The 17,580-nt window shown below is 48.6% G+C and carries 14 protein-coding genes; 8 read left to right on the forward strand and 6 right to left on the reverse strand.

Annotated elements, in window-relative coordinates:
• The first annotated feature begins 193 nt into the window (after positions 1–193).
• From EDM55_RS11250 to EDM55_RS11280, 7 genes are all read left to right on the forward strand, one after another.
• Entirely contained in the window at positions 194–1,777 is a 1,584-nt protein-coding gene (locus tag EDM55_RS11250) for an ABC transporter substrate-binding protein (protein WP_122960372.1), read from the forward strand.
• Positions 1,778–1,803: 26 nt separating this feature from the next.
• Positions 1,804–2,721: an ABC transporter permease gene (locus EDM55_RS11255; protein WP_092276432.1), complete on the forward strand. Its 918-nt coding sequence runs from the start codon at positions 1,804–1,806 to the stop codon at positions 2,719–2,721.
• A 12-nt stretch (positions 2,722–2,733) separates the two neighbouring features.
• Complete coding sequence (locus tag EDM55_RS11260) at positions 2,734–3,645, forward strand: ABC transporter permease (protein WP_092276435.1); 912 nt, start codon at positions 2,734–2,736, stop codon at positions 3,643–3,645.
• Positions 3,646–3,659: 14 nt separating this feature from the next.
• On the forward strand, positions 3,660–4,661 hold the full coding sequence (locus EDM55_RS11265) for an ABC transporter ATP-binding protein (protein ID WP_122960373.1): 1,002 nt from the start codon (positions 3,660–3,662) through the stop codon (positions 4,659–4,661).
• The gene (locus EDM55_RS11270; protein WP_092276441.1) at positions 4,651–5,628 is read left to right on the forward strand and encodes an ABC transporter ATP-binding protein; all 978 of its coding nucleotides are present in this window, start codon (positions 4,651–4,653) and stop codon (positions 5,626–5,628) included. Before EDM55_RS11265 ends, EDM55_RS11270 begins: the two co-directional genes overlap by 11 nt.
• 15 nt (positions 5,629–5,643) lie before the next feature.
• Entirely contained in the window at positions 5,644–6,825 is a 1,182-nt protein-coding gene (locus tag EDM55_RS11275; RefSeq protein WP_122960374.1) for a M24 family metallopeptidase, read from the forward strand.
• Positions 6,826–8,429: 1,604 nt separating this feature from the next.
• Positions 8,430–8,696, forward strand: coding sequence for a hypothetical protein (locus EDM55_RS11280; protein ID WP_141295128.1), 267 nt, complete (start codon positions 8,430–8,432; stop codon positions 8,694–8,696).
• Between the two features lie 463 nt (positions 8,697–9,159).
• Here EDM55_RS11280 and EDM55_RS11290 read toward each other — a convergent pair whose 3' ends face one another.
• Both EDM55_RS11290 and EDM55_RS11295 read right to left on the reverse strand, forming a co-directional pair.
• On the reverse strand, positions 9,160–9,981 hold the full coding sequence (locus EDM55_RS11290) for an alpha/beta fold hydrolase (protein ID WP_122960377.1): 822 nt from the start codon (positions 9,979–9,981) through the stop codon (positions 9,160–9,162).
• A 6-nt stretch (positions 9,982–9,987) separates the two neighbouring features.
• On the reverse strand, positions 9,988–10,473 hold the full coding sequence (locus EDM55_RS11295; RefSeq protein WP_122960378.1) for a DinB family protein: 486 nt from the start codon (positions 10,471–10,473) through the stop codon (positions 9,988–9,990).
• Positions 10,474–10,619: 146 nt separating this feature from the next.
• On the opposite strand from EDM55_RS11295, the gene EDM55_RS11300 reads away from it, so the two are divergent.
• Positions 10,620–11,519, forward strand: a complete 900-nt coding sequence (locus EDM55_RS11300) for a LysR family transcriptional regulator (RefSeq protein WP_092276694.1) — start codon at positions 10,620–10,622, stop codon at positions 11,517–11,519.
• Between the two features lie 189 nt (positions 11,520–11,708).
• Here the strand turns inward: EDM55_RS11300 and EDM55_RS11305 are convergent, their stop codons facing one another.
• The 4 genes from EDM55_RS11305 to EDM55_RS11320 all read right to left on the reverse strand — a co-directional run bounded on the left by EDM55_RS11305 (position 11,709) and on the right by EDM55_RS11320 (position 17,579).
• A complete protein-coding gene (locus tag EDM55_RS11305) occupies positions 11,709–13,466 on the reverse strand; it encodes a Rieske (2Fe-2S) protein (RefSeq protein WP_122960379.1) in 1,758 nt (585 codons plus the stop codon).
• Positions 13,467–13,998: 532 nt separating this feature from the next.
• Positions 13,999–15,051, reverse strand: a complete 1,053-nt coding sequence (locus EDM55_RS11310; protein WP_122960380.1) for an ABC transporter permease — start codon at positions 15,049–15,051, stop codon at positions 13,999–14,001.
• A gap of 19 nt (positions 15,052–15,070) precedes the next feature.
• Positions 15,071–16,069 (reverse strand): ABC transporter permease, encoded by a 999-nt coding sequence (locus tag EDM55_RS11315; protein WP_092276671.1) that lies wholly within the window; start codon positions 16,067–16,069, stop codon positions 15,071–15,073.
• Positions 16,070–16,091: 22 nt separating this feature from the next.
• Positions 16,092–17,579, reverse strand: a complete 1,488-nt coding sequence (locus EDM55_RS11320) for a sugar ABC transporter ATP-binding protein (protein WP_122960381.1) — start codon at positions 17,577–17,579, stop codon at positions 16,092–16,094.
• Between the last annotated feature and the right edge of the window lies 1 nt (position 17,580).

The raw sequence follows: 17,580 nt of genomic DNA on the forward strand, positions 1-17,580 counted from the left end.
AAGATTTTAAGAACTCCAGCTTTTTGGGGTTCTTTTTTTATTTAGAAGGATACGGTCTACCTAGCTTTTCGTGTAAAACATACAAGTTTTGTAAGCGAAATTCATAGAAACATACGTAGAAAGAAAAGCCCTCTTTGATAAAATTTAATGTATTCAGAAAATTTAATTATCAATTGATAAGAGGGGGATTGAAATGTTACGGAAGAACCAGACACTGCTGTACTTGTTTTTGTTCGTTGCATTACTGCTTACAGCTTGCACACCTGAAACAGCGGGTACGACTCCCAGTAACCCACCGCCCACTACCCAGCAAGCAGGCAGTAGCGAAGCCCCCTCATCCCCGCCCAAGCAAGATTTGGTTATCGGCTTTGAAGCAGATGCAGCCACGATGCTGGCGAACACCGATGTGAACTACGTGACCGACATTCAGATCCGCAATATCTATGACCCACTCATTGATCGGGACAAAGATGGCGCGCTTATTCCGGTTCTCGCTACGGAATGGAAGAATATCGATCCGCTCACCTGGGAGTTCAAGCTGCGAGAAGGAGTGAAATTTACCAATGGCGAGCCTTTCAATGCTGAGGCTGTCAAATTCAGCATCGACTACATTTTGGATGAAAAGAACAACTCGTTCTATCGCTCGAGATGGAAGGATATCAAAGAAGTAAAAGTTATCGATGATCATACGGTGCAGATTATAACCGTTCAGCCATTCCCGACCCTGCTGCTCCGCATTGCTGATGATTTGCTGATCATGGCACCCAAGCATACCCAGGAAGTTGGTTTGGAAAAAGCAGCGACCGATCCGGTTGGGACTGGTGCCTACAAGTTTGAGAAGTGGACAAGAGACGAGTCTCTTCAATTGGTAGCCAATGAAGAATACTGGCAGGGCGCACCTTCGATTAAAAAGCTGACGTTTAAAATCATTCCTGAGTTCAGCGCACGTTTGTCTGCGTTCCTGAGTGGAGAAATTCATCTGTTTAAAAATGTTCCCGTAGACTCGGTAGACCGAGTGAAAAATAGCGAAAACGGCAAGATCGAGATGGTAGGATCGTCAAGGATCAACTACGTTGCCCTAAATACGTTCTACGATGGTCCACTCAAAGACCAGCGGGTACGCCAAGCGATTAACTACGCCATTGACGTGGATGAGCTGTTGAAGTCGGTACTGAACGGCAATGGAACGAAAATGACGGGTCCATTATCCAAGGTAAACGCCGACTACACGGAAACGAAAGATTATGGCTATGACCCGGACAAGGCGATTGCCCTATTGAAGGAAGCCAATATCGACCCGAAAACCTTGAAGCTGCAGCTGGATACGCCAAATGGTCGTTACCCCATGGATACGCATGTAGCCCAAGCGATTGCATCGCAGCTGCAAAAGATCGGGATCACGGTAAACGTTCAAGTCAATGAGTGGGGAAATCACCTCGCCAAAATCCGCCAGCACGAGATGAAAGACATGTTTATCCTCGGATGGGGACCTGCTTTTGATGCCCAAGGTACGATAGAAAATCTGTTTACCGAAAAAGCGCCTTACAGCGGATTCTACGATAAAGAAGTAGAGGGCATGATTCAAAAAGCGCTGCCTGTGTTTGATCCAGTAGAGCGCAAAAAAGGATTTGACGAGCTGCAGAACAAGCTGGTAGAGGAAGCAGCATGGGTCCCGCTTTGGCAGCAAGGCGATTTGTATGCCGTAGACAAAAATCTGCAGTTTACTCCGCGTGCGGATGAAAAATTCGCTGTGTTCGAAATGAAATGGGCCAAGTAGGAAGCGACAGGAAATAGGAGGACTCTATGCTAGACTATCTGATCAAACGGACGGTGCAAGTGCTAGTCGTTCTCTTCTTGGCTCTGACGACAGTCTTTTTCATTATCCGCCTATCGGGAGATCCAACAGCACTGTTTTTGCCACCGGATGCGCCACGGGAGCAGTTGGAGGAATTCCGCAAAGCACTCGGATTTGATCGCCCTCTGTACGTGCAATACACGGAGTTTATGACAAATGCGGTGCAAGGAGACTTCGGAAACTCCTTGCGTACGAGAGAGGATGCTTTGCAGACAGTGCTCAACCGCATTCCTGCAACCTTTCAGCTGGCCTTTACAGCTCTGGGACTTTCTTTGTTGATTGCCATTCCGATCGGCATCAACTCGGCTTACAAGCGCAACACCCTCTTTGACCAGACGGGAGTGGCTTTTACGGTTTTAGGGCAGGCGCTGCCCAGTTTTTGGCTAGGGCTGATCCTCATCTACGTCTTTGCCGTGCAGTTCAAATGGCTGCCGACGGGCGGAGGAGGTTCGATGATTCATCTCATCTTGCCAGCCCTGACACTAGCGGCGTACAGTGTGGCACGATTTGCACGGTTTACCCGCTCGACCATGCTGGATGTTCTGAGAAAAGACTATATCCGGACGGCAAAAGCATCAGGCATTCCGATGTACAAAATCCTGTCTGTCTACGCCTTGAAGAATACGCTCATTCCGATCATTACCCTCGTCGCACTCGATTTGGGCGTGCTTCTCGGAGGTGCGGTTATTGTGGAAGTAGTCTTTGCTTGGCCGGGGCTCGGACGTCTACTCATGCAGTCCTTGCTCAATCGCGATTTTCCGGTGGTCATGGCTGGCGTGTTTTTGATTGCCTTCATCTACTCCGTGATTAACTTTGTGGTGGATGTGCTCTATGCCTACGTGAATCCACAAATTCGGTATAAGTAGGAGGGCCACCAGATGAACCAAACAACCGTAACGGAATCCAATGTCAACCCGCAACTGCTGAAAAAGAGAAAGGCAGGCTCTGGAAAAGCGGGCTTCTACCTTCGACAGCTGAAAAAGAGTCCGTCAGGGATGGCAGGCTTTGTGATTATCTTGATCGTCCTGTTTCTGGGCATCTTTGGCTCTTGGGTCGCTCCTTATGATCCCAATCTGGCGGAGCTCAGTAAAAAGCTGCTTCCCCCGATGTCAGAGGGCCATTTGCTTGGAACGGACCAGCTCGGGCGCGACATCTTATCCAGATTGATACACGGAACAAGTGTGTCTCTCATCATCGGGAGCTGCGCGGTGGTGGTAGCGGGAGCTGTCGGGACGACCTTGGGCGTTATTGCCGGTTACTTTCGAGGATGGGTTGATACCATCATCATGCGGCTGGTAGATGTCGTACTCAGCTTCCCGTTTATCTTGCTCGTTCTGGTCATCAACGCGGTGATCGGAACAGGGTTGAAAAACATCATTCTGTCCTTGGCAATCGCAGGCTGGGTCATTTATGCACGAGTGGTACGCAGTGAGGTACTGGCATTGCGGGAAAAGGAATTCATCGTCTCGTGTGTAGCTACAGGAGTACCACGCTGGGAAATCATCCTCAAGCACATCGTCCCGAATCTGTTTACACCGATTATTGTCCTATCGTCTCTGCAGATTGCCACCTACATCATCGCGGAAGCATCGATCAGCTTTTTGGGATTCGGGGTTCAACCTCCACAGCCAGCATGGGGCAATATGCTGAGCGAAGGAAAGGACTACATTTTCAGCGCCTGGTGGCTGATCACGTTCCCGGGAATCGCGATTGTCGTCACGGCGCTAGGGGTCAATTTGTTTGGGGACTGGCTACGAGATGTACTCGATCCAGAGCTGAAGGGCAATTGAAAGAGGTGAAAAACATGCGAGAGCGTGCCCCCATTCTGGAAGTAAGACAGCTAAAGACACATATCAAGACGGCAAACGGAATCGTGAAAGCGGTAGATGGAGTAGATTTCACCATTTATGAAGGGGAGACGGTGGGGATCGTCGGGGAATCAGGCTGCGGCAAGAGTATGACCTCTCTGTCCGTAATGGGATTGCTGCCCAAACCGATGGCTTATATCGAGTCAGGGCATATTCACTTTGCGGGCAGAGATCTTACGCAGCTGTCTGAAAAAGAAATGCGCAAGCTGCGCGGAAATGACATCTCCATGATTTTTCAAGAGCCGATGACGTCGCTGAATCCCGTTTTTACCATTGGCCAACAGCTCAGCGAACCACTGAAGCAGCATACACGGCTGAACAAAAAAGAGATAAGAAATGCCGTTATCTCGATGCTGCAATCGGTCGGGATCCCGAGAGCTGAGCAGATCATCGACGAATATCCACACCAGCTCTCGGGGGGTATGCGGCAGCGGGTCATGATCTCGCTTGCCATGCTTTGCCAGCCAAAGCTGTTGATTGCCGATGAACCGACTACGGCTTTGGATGTGACGATCCAGGCGCAAATTCTGGAGCTGATGAAAGCGATCAAAGCCACTACGAATATGGCGATGATGCTAATCACACATGATCTGGGTGTCGTAGCAGAAATGTGCGATCGGGTCATGGTCATGTACGCTGGGCAGGTAGTGGAAAGCGCCGACGTTCGTACGATTTTCAACCGGCCGACGCATCCCTACACGCAAGGACTGTTAGCTTCCATGCCTACCGCCAATGAGCGCAAAGGAGAGCTGTCGTCTATTCCAGGCAGTGTTCCGCGCCCAGATGAAATACCGCCTGGCTGTGCATTTGCGCCACGCTGTTCCATCGCTACCGACCGATGCAGGCAAGAGCGGCCTGTGCTGCAAGCATACGAGAACCAATGGACCCGTTGCTGGCATCCCATCAGCAAGCCCTCGGAGGTGACACATGCTACCTGAGCCATTACTCGAGATCAAGCAGCTGAAAAAGTACTACGAGATCAAGAAAGGTTGGTTCCAGCCCATGCAGCAGGTACGTGCCGTCGACGATGTCACGTTCACCGTGTATAAAGGCGAGACGTTTGGGTTGGTAGGAGAGAGCGGGTGCGGAAAGTCGACTACAGGGCGGGCCATTCTCCGACTGCAGGAGCACACATCCGGTGAAATTCGGTTTGCGGGGAGAGACATTTCCGGGCTTCCTTATACAGAAATGAGGCAGCTGCGCCGAAAAATGCAAATGGTATTTCAGGACCCATACGCTTCCTTGAACCCGAAAAAGACCATCCTGCAAATTTTGACGGAGCCTTTGCGCGTCCATGGGCTGTACGCGCCGGAAGAACGCGTGCAAAAGGCCATTGAAATGCTCGAGATCGTGGGACTGTCTGAATATCATCTGCATTCCTATCCGCATGAATTTTCTGGTGGTCAGCGGCAGCGTATCGGCATTGCCCGCGCCGTCATCCTGCAGCCTGAGCTGATTATCGCCGACGAGCCAGTTTCCGCCCTGGATGTTTCCATTCAGTCACAGGTGATAAATCTGCTTTTACAGCTGCAACGCGATTTTCATCTCACCTACATTTTTATCTCCCATGATTTAGGGGTAGTCAGGCATATGACTGACCGTGTGGGTGTGATGTATCTGGGAAAGCTGGTCGAGCAAGCCAAGACAGAGGAGCTATTCCGAAGCCCCAAGCATCCTTACACAAGAGCCCTTCTATCTGCTGTACCGATCCGACATCCAGATGAGAAAAAAGAGAGAGTCGTTTTAAAGGGAGACGTTCCCAGTCCGCTTAACCCACCAGAGGGATGCCATTTCCATCCACGCTGCCCAGACTGCATGCAAATTTGCAAGACAGAAAAGCCGCCAGTCGTGGAAGTGGGAGATCATGTCGTCGCTTGCCACTTATATGCAACTGAAAACAGATGAAAAGAGGAGATCAACATGCTACTTGCCATTTCTAAGGAAGAACTCATCGGCCGCCAGAAAAAGCTCATGGAGAAACTCTCGGCAAACGAGCTGGATTGCGCCATTCTCTTCAGTGTCGTCGATATCTTTTACCTGACGGGCTTTCATTTTCACCCAACTGAAAGACCGATCGGCTTTTTCATCGACCCGCAGCAGAAGACCCATCTGTTTGTTCCCGCTCTTGAGCATGAGCATGCAGAAGAATTCGCCAGCGTAGACCATGTTCATTCCTATCCGGAGTACCCCGGGCTTCGTCATCCGATGGAGTACCTGAAGGATGCATTGGTCGAAGCCAATTTCTCTGGAAAACGAGTCGGCTTTGATGCAGAAGGCTACGGCTCCTCGATGGGGTATCGTGGACAAAAGGTTCGTCAATTTTTAGAGGCAAAAGATTTCACCTCGATTTATGGCTGGGTCGAGGAAATGCGAGTCGTCAAGTCGGCAGCTGAAATTGAGCTGATCAAAGAATCGTGCCGTTGGGGAAATCTCGCTCATCGCTTGCTGCAAAAGTATTCCAAGCCAGGCTTGAGCGAAATTGAAATCACATCGAAGGCTTCTACCGAGGCGACCATGGCCATGATCGAAACCTTGGGGGCAGACTATAAGCCACACGGAAATACGGCCTATGCCATTTTCCGCGGTCAGGTCGGGCCGATGTCTGCTTTCCCGCATGCCGTTACCCAAAACCTCGTGCTGAAAAAAGGAGATACCCTGGTGACGGGAGCCGCGGCAGATGTCTGGGGATACCATAGTGAGCTGGAGCGGACGATGTTTGTCCAAGAGGCAAACGAAGAACAGGAGAAATACTTTTCCTTCATGGTGCAAGCGCAAGATATCGCTTTTGCACACATCAAGCCCGGCAAACCTATGTCCTATGTAGAAGAGGCGGTTCAAGCCTTCTTTAAAGAAAACGGAATTTCGCATCTGACCTCCCATCACACAGGCCATGCGATCGGTCTACTGGGACACGAAGCGCCTTTCTTCGATCTGGGGGATCACACCATCATGCAGCCCGGAATGGTCATGACGGTGGAGCCGGGGATTTACGTACGCGGACTGGGCGGATTCCGTCATTCGGATACGGTCCTCGTGACAGAAAATGGGATAGAAATGCTCACTTACTACCCAAGAGATTTGGGCTCGATGATCTGCGTATAAGCAGCAAAAGAAGGACAGAGGAGGGTTGTCGCTTATGGTGACAGCTCTCTTTTTGCATGGAAGCTCAGCAAGCTTCGCAATCTGTAAGAAACAATCCGAACTGAAATGCCTTAACATGTAGTTTATGAAGTGAGCTAAAGCTGTGCGTTATGGGAGCGGTTAGCTGTGCAGGACACTTGGAATAAGCGGAGAGGCGAGAGGGAATGAAGAGAGCGGAATAAAGGAATAAAGGAATAAAGAATACAGAGTATCGGGAGAACGGAGGACCCGTAACACGACGAAGCAGAGTGCCGCCCTTTGGCACTCCTTTCGTTTTATTTTTTCTTGTTTCTTTCGAGGTAGTGAGCCAGGTTGTTCAAGGTATCTTCGTAGGATCTTTTCTTTTGCGTAGTAGTTGTTGTATTTGGTTTCGCTTTTACTTTTGTCATGGTGGGCCTCCGGTCATTTTTAGTTATAGTTATCTTAATTATAATATAAATGAATTTACAAATAATGTAAATATATTTGTTAAAATTATTTAAAAAGTTTTTTCTCGGTTAAATTATAGCTTGGCTGTTGCAAGGTGAAACCTCATGGATCGGTCACCAACGACAACATTGATCAGCATGATAATGAACGTTTCAAAGGCTCAATTTGAAACCTACGAACGTACCAGCTGCTAATATAAATAACACGTGAACGCGTATCCAGGATTGCTGTGAATCTATGAAGCTAGCATTTTTTCTCCACGCCGTGTCATTTGATATGTTTGTTTGAAATTAAACTAGCGATACATAAACAACCAAGGTTCGATCAAGATTTTGGACGCTGCTAGAATTCGTAACTGATTTGAAGGATAGCCAGCAATGGTTATTCATGCTGATTTACGTTGTTGGAGATCCGGATGTGCTGGTGAGCGAACCATGATGATTTGCAATCAAATGACGTCATGTTTCATAAGAACAGAGTGTACTCCCTTGCTGTAAAACCGCTGTTTGTTTTGAGTCCGATAATATATATTATGTAAACTTATAAAAAGAGAAGAAATCTGGATGTGTGTAATGACCAGATATTTGATATTAACTGCATGGATTTCCTGTACAAATAGCTATGGCTTTAATCGTTTTAGAAATTTTCGCACTTTGGTAAGCGCCATACCTGGATGATTAGATCACTGTATGTGGTTTTAAATAAGAATCTATCGTAGCTGGTTTAGGTCATTCAAATCTTTTATAATCAATGTGACAAAGTTCATCTGCATGGAATAACATGACTGATTTGATGTAATGTAATGTTATTTAGAATAAATAGGATTAAGTACCAGCTGTACAACCAGCTTCACAAGTCGACAAAGGTACGCCCTATATTTTTTATAAAAAAATATCAGTTCATGAAATAGCATTTTCATGAACTGATAATCAAACGTGTTTTAAAGACTATTATTTTGATGATTAGATTTACTTTCGATATCAATGTTATTCGTTATTGTTTACAGCAATGTTCGTATGTTCGTTTACTCTTCCTTTTATTCACCATTACATTTTTCCGATAATTATTTACCGATCTTTTCCATTTACTTGGACCTCCCTTTCATCTTGTAACACCTGTTCTCCAGATGGATCAGGTTGAATCCAGGACTTTGCCACAAACTAGGGATTCCAGTGATGCTCATCACTACTGGCAACAAAGATCAGCACCCTTTGACCAGTCTATCTCGCGTGGTAAACTCTGCCGGTGAAATCGACAGCTTGCTCTCATGCGTGCCACTCATTTTAATTAATGAATTGTTGGCACACGAAAGCGGCCGCAGGTTGGAAGGACAGGCCAAACAAGACTTCCAGCGGCTTGAACGGATCCTGGAAGAAAACAATCTCACCATATGGGAACAATAGCATACGAAAGCACCGACCGCTTAAAACGGAAAAAGGGAGCCAAGAGCTCCCTCGTTTTTTGCAATTCCGTTGGTAAGTGGGTGTTTTTTCAGTATTCCACCTGGACACATTGGTTTTATTTCTTTCTGGTACGGAGGATGGGATTCAAGATGTACGTAGCTGACAATCGCTTGAAAAGTTTTTGCTCTTCTCTCTTTTTCAAATTCGATATCATTCGGATTTTAGCAAGCAGCTTATCAAACTCAAAAGTATAACCCCCGTAAATTTTCTCACCAAGAGAGAGTTTTCTTCAAAAAATACGAAATATATATTGAAAACCTTTTTTAATGTACGTGTATTCAAAAGGAAATCAGTTCCTTTTTTCGCCCTCACACTTGCCTCGGTCATTTCTCAATAATGAAGGAAAGGTATGAGGTGTTTGCTTACCCGACTTCTATAAGATTGGTCCTCTCTGCTCTTCCACTTAGCTGTTGATGAAATTCAACAGATCAATATTGAGTCGGTCCGCATGGGTGATGAATAAACCGTGTGCCGCATTCTCATACACGATGAACTGACTGTCTTGGACAAGCTGCGCGGATTTTCGCCCGCATAGGCGAATAGGTGCCGACTGATCCGAGTCACCGTGAATGATCAAAGTCGGTACGAGAATGTCCCGCATCTGTGCTCGGAGATCCGAGTGAAAAATAGCCTCGCCGCAATCAATAGTAGCTTTCGCTGAACACTGCATGCACATATGCGTGCCCCATTGTATCCTCTCTGCTGATACCGAAATCCCCGGCAATCCTACGCCGAAAAAGGGCGGGGCGTTGTCCGCGAACCATTTCGGCCGATCTTGGGAACGCATCGCGACCATGGAATCAAACATTTTCTGGTCGATCCCATCAGGGTTGTCATCGGTCTTTTGCAAAAACGGTGCGGTACCCGCCAGTATCGCGATCCGTGCAATACGCTCCGTGCCGTAACGAGACAGGTAGCGAACAACTTCGCCACTCCCCATCGAGTAGCCGACAAGCGTGATGTCTTGCAGATCGAGACAATCGATCAATGCGGCGAGGTCACTGGCGAGCGTATCGTAGTCGTAGCCCTCTGCCGGCCAATCGGAACGTCCGTGCCCACGCCTGTCGTAGGCTATACATCTGAGCCCGTTGGAGACGAGAAACGGCATTTGCAGCTCCCACATTTCGGAGTTCATAAAGGCAGCGGAAACTAGAACAACCGGCTTGCCCGTTCCCCAATCCTGGTAAAACAGTCGTGTACCGTCACGCGTTTCAAAGAATGGCATGGGTGATCACTTCCCCTCTTCGCGCTCGTATTGCAGAACCTTCAACAGGCAGGATATGGTCGAGAAGTGCATGGTTTCATGGATGAAGGCAAAATTGAATACTTCTCCAACAGTTTCAAAGCGCAGCGGCCCCATTTCTATGGGCGACTCCAACTTATTTTCAAGGACGTGGGGAGAGATTTCGGATAGGCTGGCCAGTTGAGCCGACAAGCATTGAACCAGCTCCTCTTTACTTGGCGGTGCCACAGTCCAATCGGCTGGCTTCGTCCCGGTTTGGAAGAAAGCAGCGTAGGTACCTGGCAGGCTAGTAGAAAACGGAAGCCCGAGCGTGAGAAAGTAATTCAGGCAAAAAGCAATGTGCCCGACATTCCATCTGATTGTATTAGCAAACTGTGGTGGCTGCTTATCAAATAAATCCTCGGGAATCGATTGGATCTGATGCAGGACCAGTTGGCGAACAGAAAGTGCTGTACGAATCATGCTTTGGGACATAAGGGATCTCCTCCGTTTTTTCCTCGATTGACTGCGCGCGCTTATCGTCAAACCAAGTGTATCCCTTACAAAAGCATCCAACAATCGCGTAATTCCGATTATAATCATTAGTAGCAGTAATGATGTCTCACCGGGAGTGTGTATCCATGGAGCTAAGACAGCTTGAATACTTTATGGCCGTTTGCGAAGAAATGCATTTCTCCAGAGCCTCTGAAAAGCTATGTACCACGCAGTCCAATCTCAGCCAGCAGATCAAGCTCTTGGAGAACGAACTGGGCGTTCCCCTGTTTGACCGAATGGGCAAGCGGATCGCCCTGACAGATGCCGGAAAGGTCTTGCTCGATCAGAGTCGTCATGTTTTTTCCCATATTGCCTATGCACGTGATGCGATTGCCGAAATGAAAGACATGCAAGGCGGCTCCATTACGATTGGTGTCCTCCCAGGAGACGCCGATCTGCTTTTCAATGCGCTGCTCGTGCAATTTCACCATACCTACCCCAAATTGTCCCTTTCTGTCATCGAAACGACGAAAATCATAGAACAGGTCGCTGCTGGCACCATTGACATCGGTGTCACGACTACACCTTCTCCAGATGAGCGCTTCACGGTTGTCCCGCTGTTTCACGAGGAATTCGCCTTGGCTGTTCGTTCTGATCATCCTCTTGCGGAAAAAGGGAAGGTGGCGTTCGAGCAGCTTCGTGACATGAAAATGGTGATGTTTCCACCTGATCATCAAGTCAGGCAGCTGATTGGCCATTATTGCTTGCAGGCAGGCTTTCGTTTGCAGCCCCATATCGAAACGACGACCTTGTCCTCTCTTCTCTCTCTCGTAGAGCAAGGGATTGGCGCATGCGTACTGCCCCGGCTGCTATTGGAATCTCTCGGCAAAAAGGAGATTGCGGTCGTTTCACTGGTGAATCCCACTCCCAGCCAGGATATCTGTATCGTGTATCGCTCGGACAAATATGTAGGCTTTGCGGCAAGGGCGTTTATGGATACGCTGACCCGCTACATTCAAGCCGCCAAAGAGCTCACAGGGGTTTAGCGCACTGTATATTGAATTCGGATACGATTTTTTAATGGATTCTTTCATACTCCCTCTCCTTTGAAAATCTCCTTCTCTTGGGGAAAATACTATGGTTGCATTTCTATCATACAATCATACATTGCACGAGGCTGCCGAGTTCTATCGGCAGCCTCAGTTGTTTATGAGAAACAAAGCTTCGCTAACGGCTTACGCCTCTTCGAAAAGCCGCTCGCCCCGATACAACCGAGTGGCAATGCGGGCAGTGTGCGACTGTTCGCGCGGGGTTGGCGCATGGGCAGCCAGATAGCGGGTTGCTGCCAAAAGCATCGTCTCACCAGCGCGGGCAGCAAAGGCATCATCGCGCGTAGCCCATCGCTCATATTCAGAGACCGCCGCTTCGTACATTTGGAAGGAATGAAATTCGGCATCTTCGCGCAAAAGCGCATGTCCCAATGTATTTAGAATGGCATCAGGGTCACCGCTTGCGTGCAGGTAACCAGCTGTCCAGCGGGCCGCTTCGTTTACCTGCTGGCGAAGATCCATCATTTGCAGCAGCAGCTCCGGTTTGGCAGTGTCCACGGCGGGGACTATCGAGCCATCTGGGCGGGGTGCCGCAGGGATGTTCAAAAAACGATCTAAGTAGATCCGGATGACTCCGTGATAGATCCCCCGTAGTAGCAGAGGATGGGTCGAACCGCGCAAACGCTTATGCACGGCATGGGAATAGGTAAAGGTATGCAGTACGGAAATCCAATCACTAAAATCATTTTGGGTATGGAAGCGGACGATCCGCTCGGCTGCTGCCAAAGCAACCAGCTGCGCCAATTGAGCGGGATTTGCTCCCGATTTCAGGACCTTTGTCACCAGATGCACCGTTTCAAGTGGTTCGTCGCTTAACAGTTGATCCACAATTTTCTTCTCGTCCACTTCGGAAATATCTGCATAAGACTCTACAAGAGGAAAGCTATCCAGCTGCGCGAAGGCTTCCTTTAGCGGAGCAACTAGATTCACTGGCGACTGCCACTGATGAAGTTCCTCGCTCCGGGTAGGATTTTCGAGGAGCTGAACCAGTGCGGTCAATATCTGCTTGGTGTCCGCTTTGCCAATAAGGTCAATCGCTTCCAGGGCTTTATTGTGAAAATCAAACGTATGGCCGCCATCCAAATAAAAGTGGTCGGTCGCCGCTATCAGCATCATCTCCGAAAGCTGTTCCAGGGAAGCCCCTTGGCGAATCGCCGTAAGCAAGACTCTTTCCGCGCCTTGTGTATCGCGGACCTCGATACAGTTGCGGTACCATTCCGTCAGTCTCTCAAACGGTACGCCGTCTCCTGGCAGCGGTTTAAGCAGATGCCGAGCCGGGGCACCGGAGCTGTTACGAGCTACATGACGCAGCCCTTGATAAAGCGCGAGAATGGTTCCCGCTTTATCTAGCTTCGGCAGCACATTGGCCATCGCGGTGAGTATAGTAAGTCCAGAATTCCAGCCTCTCCCATAAACGGTACCGAACTCGATGCCGATCTGGGTGATTTCCGCTGCTGGAACCCCTGCTTCCACCAAGCCGACGACAGCTTTGGCAATGACAAGACCTAGATTTTGCTCCAGACCTTCCCGCAGCCGTAGCTTGTATCTTCCAACACTACTCGTCTGCTTTGGCTGCGGATTCACCCAAACGATCCCATTTTCAATTTTCACCTCATAGGATGGAACATCGTCGGCCCACGGGTCCAGCGTTCCGCCGCTGCAGACGTCAAAGCGCGCATGATGCCAATGGCAAGTAAGTATTCCATCGCACAAGCTGCCCATATGCAAAGGAAATCCCAAGTGCGGACAGCGATTGTCCACCGCATACACCTGTTCCTCATAATAAAACACTGCGATTCCGCCGTGGATTAGCTTGTGGCCATTCTCTTGAATCGCCTTCAGCGTACCTGCTTGGATCCAAGACGGGGTTGGCGTTTGCTGCATGCTGATCCCTCCTATAAATATTCTGTATTTTCAAATAAAGGCTACCATCATTCATGAACTTTGTCAATATTTTCGTTTCTAATGTATGTTAATAGGTTTGGCTTTCTAATTCTCCTCAAAAAAAGTAAAGAAGCTGGGAAAAACAATTCGTTTTTCTCCAGCTTCTTTCATTGTCGCTTTTAGTTTGAGGAAAGCGGTTAGGCCGATGCCCGCCACTTACAATAGATTTGTGCTAGGGCAACAATCCGAACTCAAACCTTACAAGCTGCTTAAGTAAATAACCTGTCTACCTTTTCGGGGTCACTTCATCTTTCTCTGCGCTTTCTTTATGCCGATCGCCGTCATAAATCTATTTCTGTAGAAGTTCCGCTGCTTGCGCTCATGTGATCTCTCCGGATTTTACCTTCTCGTAATTGTCGCCTAAAGCTGCTTTGAACTGATTGTTTTTCCTAAAGGAGACAGCTAAATCTTCTTTCGTACCAACAAAAAAGATGACAGCCGCAGCTACCACCTTTTGGAAAAACAATCTTCCCTAACTAATACTCCTTACCTTCCTTCGATTGCTCCATTCGTTGATGACCATGACGAGCAAGAGAACGATGCCCCACATAAAATCCTTGAAGAAATTCCCCACGTGCAAGGCATTTAGGCCGCTTGATAAAAATTGCAGCGTCAAGACAGCCATTACGATCCCCGCTACCTTTCCAAAGCCCCCCCTTGGATCCACTCCACCCATCACCGCTACCAATATGGCCTGCAAAATGTACGACGTCCCATAGTCCGCCTTTGCCGAATTGGTTTGGGCGACAATGACCAGACCAGCTATAGCAGCCAACACACCACTGATTGCATAGGTCGTAAGCAGTACACGCGTGTTGTTTACGCCCGAAAAGAAGGAAGCTGTTGGATTTGCTCCCAGCATTTGCAGCTTCATCCCATACGATTGCTTGTTCAACAGCACATACGTCCCCAGAATACACAAGCAAAACATAAGCAGCGGTACAGGAAAGATCCACAAGCTTCCGTTTCCGATTTTGGTATACAGCTCAGGTAACCCGACAATAGCTTGCCCCTTCGTTACAATAATGGCAATCCCCATAAATAGCTGCATCGTGCCCAAGGTCACCAGAATGGGAGGAATCCCAATCTTTGTAATCGCAAAGCCGTTAAATAGACCGCATACGAGTCCGACCATGAGTGCAGCAGCCACGCCAAGCAGGATATACAAAAGGCTCTCACTCGCGGATGCTTCCGCAGGCAACATTCGCACCATAACCGAAGCCGCTATGATCGAGGTGAGATTGGCGATCCCGACAATGGATAGATCGATACCTCCGGAAATCATCGAGAGCATCATGGCAAACGCAAAAATACCAAAAACGGGGAATTGAAACGACATCGAGGTAAAGCTGTCCAGCGACAAAAAAGTGTTTGGACTGATTCCTGCCATCAATACAAAGACGACGAGCATGATGATGAACAATCGGGTTATGCTTGCATCTTGTGGCAAATAGCGCTGCAAAGAAAAAGACGACCTACTGATTGGCGTAATTGGCTCAGGACTATTCCCGTTTGGGTTTGTCATAGCTACCCTCCTTTCATAGTTAAGAAACGATCGATTTTCGCTTCATGATCGATCTCTTCACTTGATATGCCGCCACGCCCGTTCCGATCAGGATCAAGGCACCGATGACAAATCGCTGCCAGTAGGAAGGAATACCCAACAGTATCAAGCTGTTTTGGATCGTGATAACGAGTAATAATCCCAGCAAGGAGCCCAGCACCGTTCCATGTCCGCCAGTAATTCGCGTCCCCCCGAGCACGACCGCTGCTATAATCAGCAGCTCCGTTCCCAGCAAGTCAACCGGATTGGAATTTCGCATCATTGTCGTATGAATCATGCCTGCGACCCCGGCCATTAGCCCGACAAAGCCATAAATAAAAAACTGAATGCGAATGGGAGAAAATCCGATCCTTTGCGCAGATACGGCATCACCTCCGAGCGCATAGATACCTCTGCCCATCATCGTATATCGCAGCAGCAATGCTACGAGTACAATCACTCCGAGCGAAACAAGGACCGCGACCGGTAGCCCTACAGTAATTCCGCTGTCATTCGTAAACTTGAAAATCTGCTCTTTGGAAAAGGTTAAGAGCGGCTTCGGCAAATCGCTGATCTGGCTGCTCCCTACAAAAGTCAGGAGAAACCCGCTGAACATGGAGGAGGTACCCAAGGTCACGATCAGCGTGGGCAAACGGAACAGAGAAATAAAGACAGCATTTATCAGACCCAGGCACAGACCAATCAACCCGGACAGAAGAAAAGCAACGAGCACGGGGCCGTCATAGTGCATGGAATGAAGAATTTTCGTGGAGCAAAACATGCTGAAGGTCGCAATGGCAGGGAAAGAAACATCAATCCCTCCCGAAATAATGACCAGCATGGCACACATCACAAAGATTCCGGGGACGATCCCACTTCGGATTAGATCGAACAGATTAGTGATGGTAAAAAAGGCACTGCTTTGGCTGCCGATCACGAGAAACAGCGCCAGGACGACGATGGCTACGTAAAATTCACTGGTTTGCATGACCTTTTTCATTGGCTCTCCCCCTGCCGCCACACTACGATGTGGTTTCTTGCAATCGCGTCCATTCTTCTTGGCTCCATTCCTTACCGGCCATTTCTCCCACTAGTCGACCATTTTTCATGACCAGTATCCGATTGCAGTTATGCTTGAGCTCAGGAAAGTCATCGGAGATCATCAATACCCCCATGCCCTCCTGTGCCAGTGCACGTATCACTTGATGAATGTCTTCCTTCGAGCCGATATCTACCCCGACGGTCGGCCCATTCAATATGAGCAGCCGCGGCCGGGTTGCGAGCCATTTCGCAAGAACGACACGCTGCTGATTGCCACCGGATAGTGTCTTGACCGGCAATGCAGGAGAGTGTGCGACAATCCCCAAGCTCTTGATCCAATCCTGAACCGTACTTTTCACTTTTGTTTGATTCAGCATGTTTAAGCGGCTGGACAGCTGATCGACCACGCTGATCACCATGTTGCGTTCGATGGATTGCTCCAAAAATAAGCCTTCGGTCAGACGATCCTCTGGCACGTACGCAATTCGCTGCGCGATCGCATCCTGTACAGAATGGATCTGCTGCTCCTTGCCCTCGATAAAGATTTTGCCGCTCGTAGCGCTTCTCAAGCCAAAGAGCGATTCCGCCAGCTCCGTTCGACCTGATCCGAGCAAGCCCGTCAAACCCACGATTTCCCCTGCTTTGACCTGCAGCGAAATATGTTCAAAGCACCCCTGCAATCCTAAATCTTCTGTTTGCAGGATAGGGATGCTGGCATCTTTTTTTATCTCGTAATAGCTTTCTTCAATTTTTCTTCCCGTCATGTAAAAGACGAGCTTGTCACGATCGAGCTGTTGGACCCTTTCGGATACCACGTTCTTGCCATTGCGCAATATGGTGATTCTCTCGGAAATCTCAAAGACTTCTTCCAGCTTGTGGCTGACGAATAGAATCGTCATTCCTTCTCTTTTCAGGCCGTTAATGATGGAGAACAGTGAGCTCACTTCTTTTTGCGTCAATGCTGTCGTCGGTTCATCCATGATAATCAGCTTGGCTTTGTGCATCAGCGCTCGTGAAATGGCAATCAGCTGCTTGTCGGCTACCGACAGCGTTTCCACTTTTGCGTCGAGATCCAGCTGGATGTTGACTTTCTCCAGTGCCTGCTTGGCCATCTGCTTCATCTTGCGCCAATTAACCAGCTTTCTGTTTTGGGCCAGCTCGGTATTGAGAGCGATATTCTCTGCTACGGTCAGGTTCGGAAAGATGGAGAAGTCTTGATAAATTACCTGAATCCCTTCATTAATCGCATCGATGGGAGTCAGCAGCTTGCGTTTCTGACCATGTATCCGCATTTCGCCATGATCCGGTGCGTGCACACCGGACATGACTTTGATCAGAGTGGATTTCCCGCAACCATTCTCTCCGGCCAAACAGTGGATTTCTCCATAATCCAGTTCGATGCTGACATCCTTCAGGGCTTGGACACCGGCAAATGATTTGCTGATCCCAGACAATTGTATGAGCGACATG

The sequence above is a fragment of the Brevibacillus centrosporus genome, assembly GCF_003710815.1.
GTDB lineage: Bacteria > Bacillota > Bacilli > Brevibacillales > Brevibacillaceae > Brevibacillus > Brevibacillus centrosporus.

What these genes read in the sequence shown, in the direction of transcription:
- EDM55_RS11250 (WP_122960372.1), top strand. Translation starts at nt 194, where the DNA reads ATGTTACGGAAGAACCAGACACTGCTGTACTTGTTTTTGTTCGTTGCA.
- EDM55_RS11255 (WP_092276432.1), top strand. Translation starts at nt 1,804, where the DNA reads ATGCTAGACTATCTGATCAAACGGACGGTGCAAGTGCTAGTCGTTCTC.
- EDM55_RS11260 (WP_092276435.1), top strand. Translation starts at nt 2,734, where the DNA reads ATGAACCAAACAACCGTAACGGAATCCAATGTCAACCCGCAACTGCTG.
- EDM55_RS11265 (WP_122960373.1), top strand. Translation starts at nt 3,660, where the DNA reads ATGCGAGAGCGTGCCCCCATTCTGGAAGTAAGACAGCTAAAGACACAT.
- EDM55_RS11270 (WP_092276441.1), top strand. Translation starts at nt 4,651, where the DNA reads ATGCTACCTGAGCCATTACTCGAGATCAAGCAGCTGAAAAAGTACTAC.
- EDM55_RS11275 (WP_122960374.1), top strand. Translation starts at nt 5,644, where the DNA reads ATGCTACTTGCCATTTCTAAGGAAGAACTCATCGGCCGCCAGAAAAAG.
- EDM55_RS11290 (WP_122960377.1), bottom strand. Translation starts at nt 9,981, where the DNA reads ATGCCATTCTTTGAAACGCGTGACGGTACACGACTGTTTTACCAGGAT.
- EDM55_RS11295 (WP_122960378.1), bottom strand. Translation starts at nt 10,473, where the DNA reads ATGTCCCAAAGCATGATTCGTACAGCACTTTCTGTTCGCCAACTGGTC.
- EDM55_RS11300 (WP_092276694.1), top strand. Translation starts at nt 10,620, where the DNA reads ATGGAGCTAAGACAGCTTGAATACTTTATGGCCGTTTGCGAAGAAATG.
- EDM55_RS11305 (WP_122960379.1), bottom strand. Translation starts at nt 13,466, where the DNA reads ATGCAGCAAACGCCAACCCCGTCTTGGATCCAAGCAGGTACGCTGAAG.
- EDM55_RS11310 (WP_122960380.1), bottom strand. Translation starts at nt 15,051, where the DNA reads ATGACAAACCCAAACGGGAATAGTCCTGAGCCAATTACGCCAATCAGT.
- EDM55_RS11315 (WP_092276671.1), bottom strand. Translation starts at nt 16,069, where the DNA reads ATGAAAAAGGTCATGCAAACCAGTGAATTTTACGTAGCCATCGTCGTC.
- EDM55_RS11320 (WP_122960381.1), bottom strand. Translation starts at nt 17,579, where the DNA reads ATGTCGCTCATACAATTGTCTGGGATCAGCAAATCATTTGCCGGTGTC.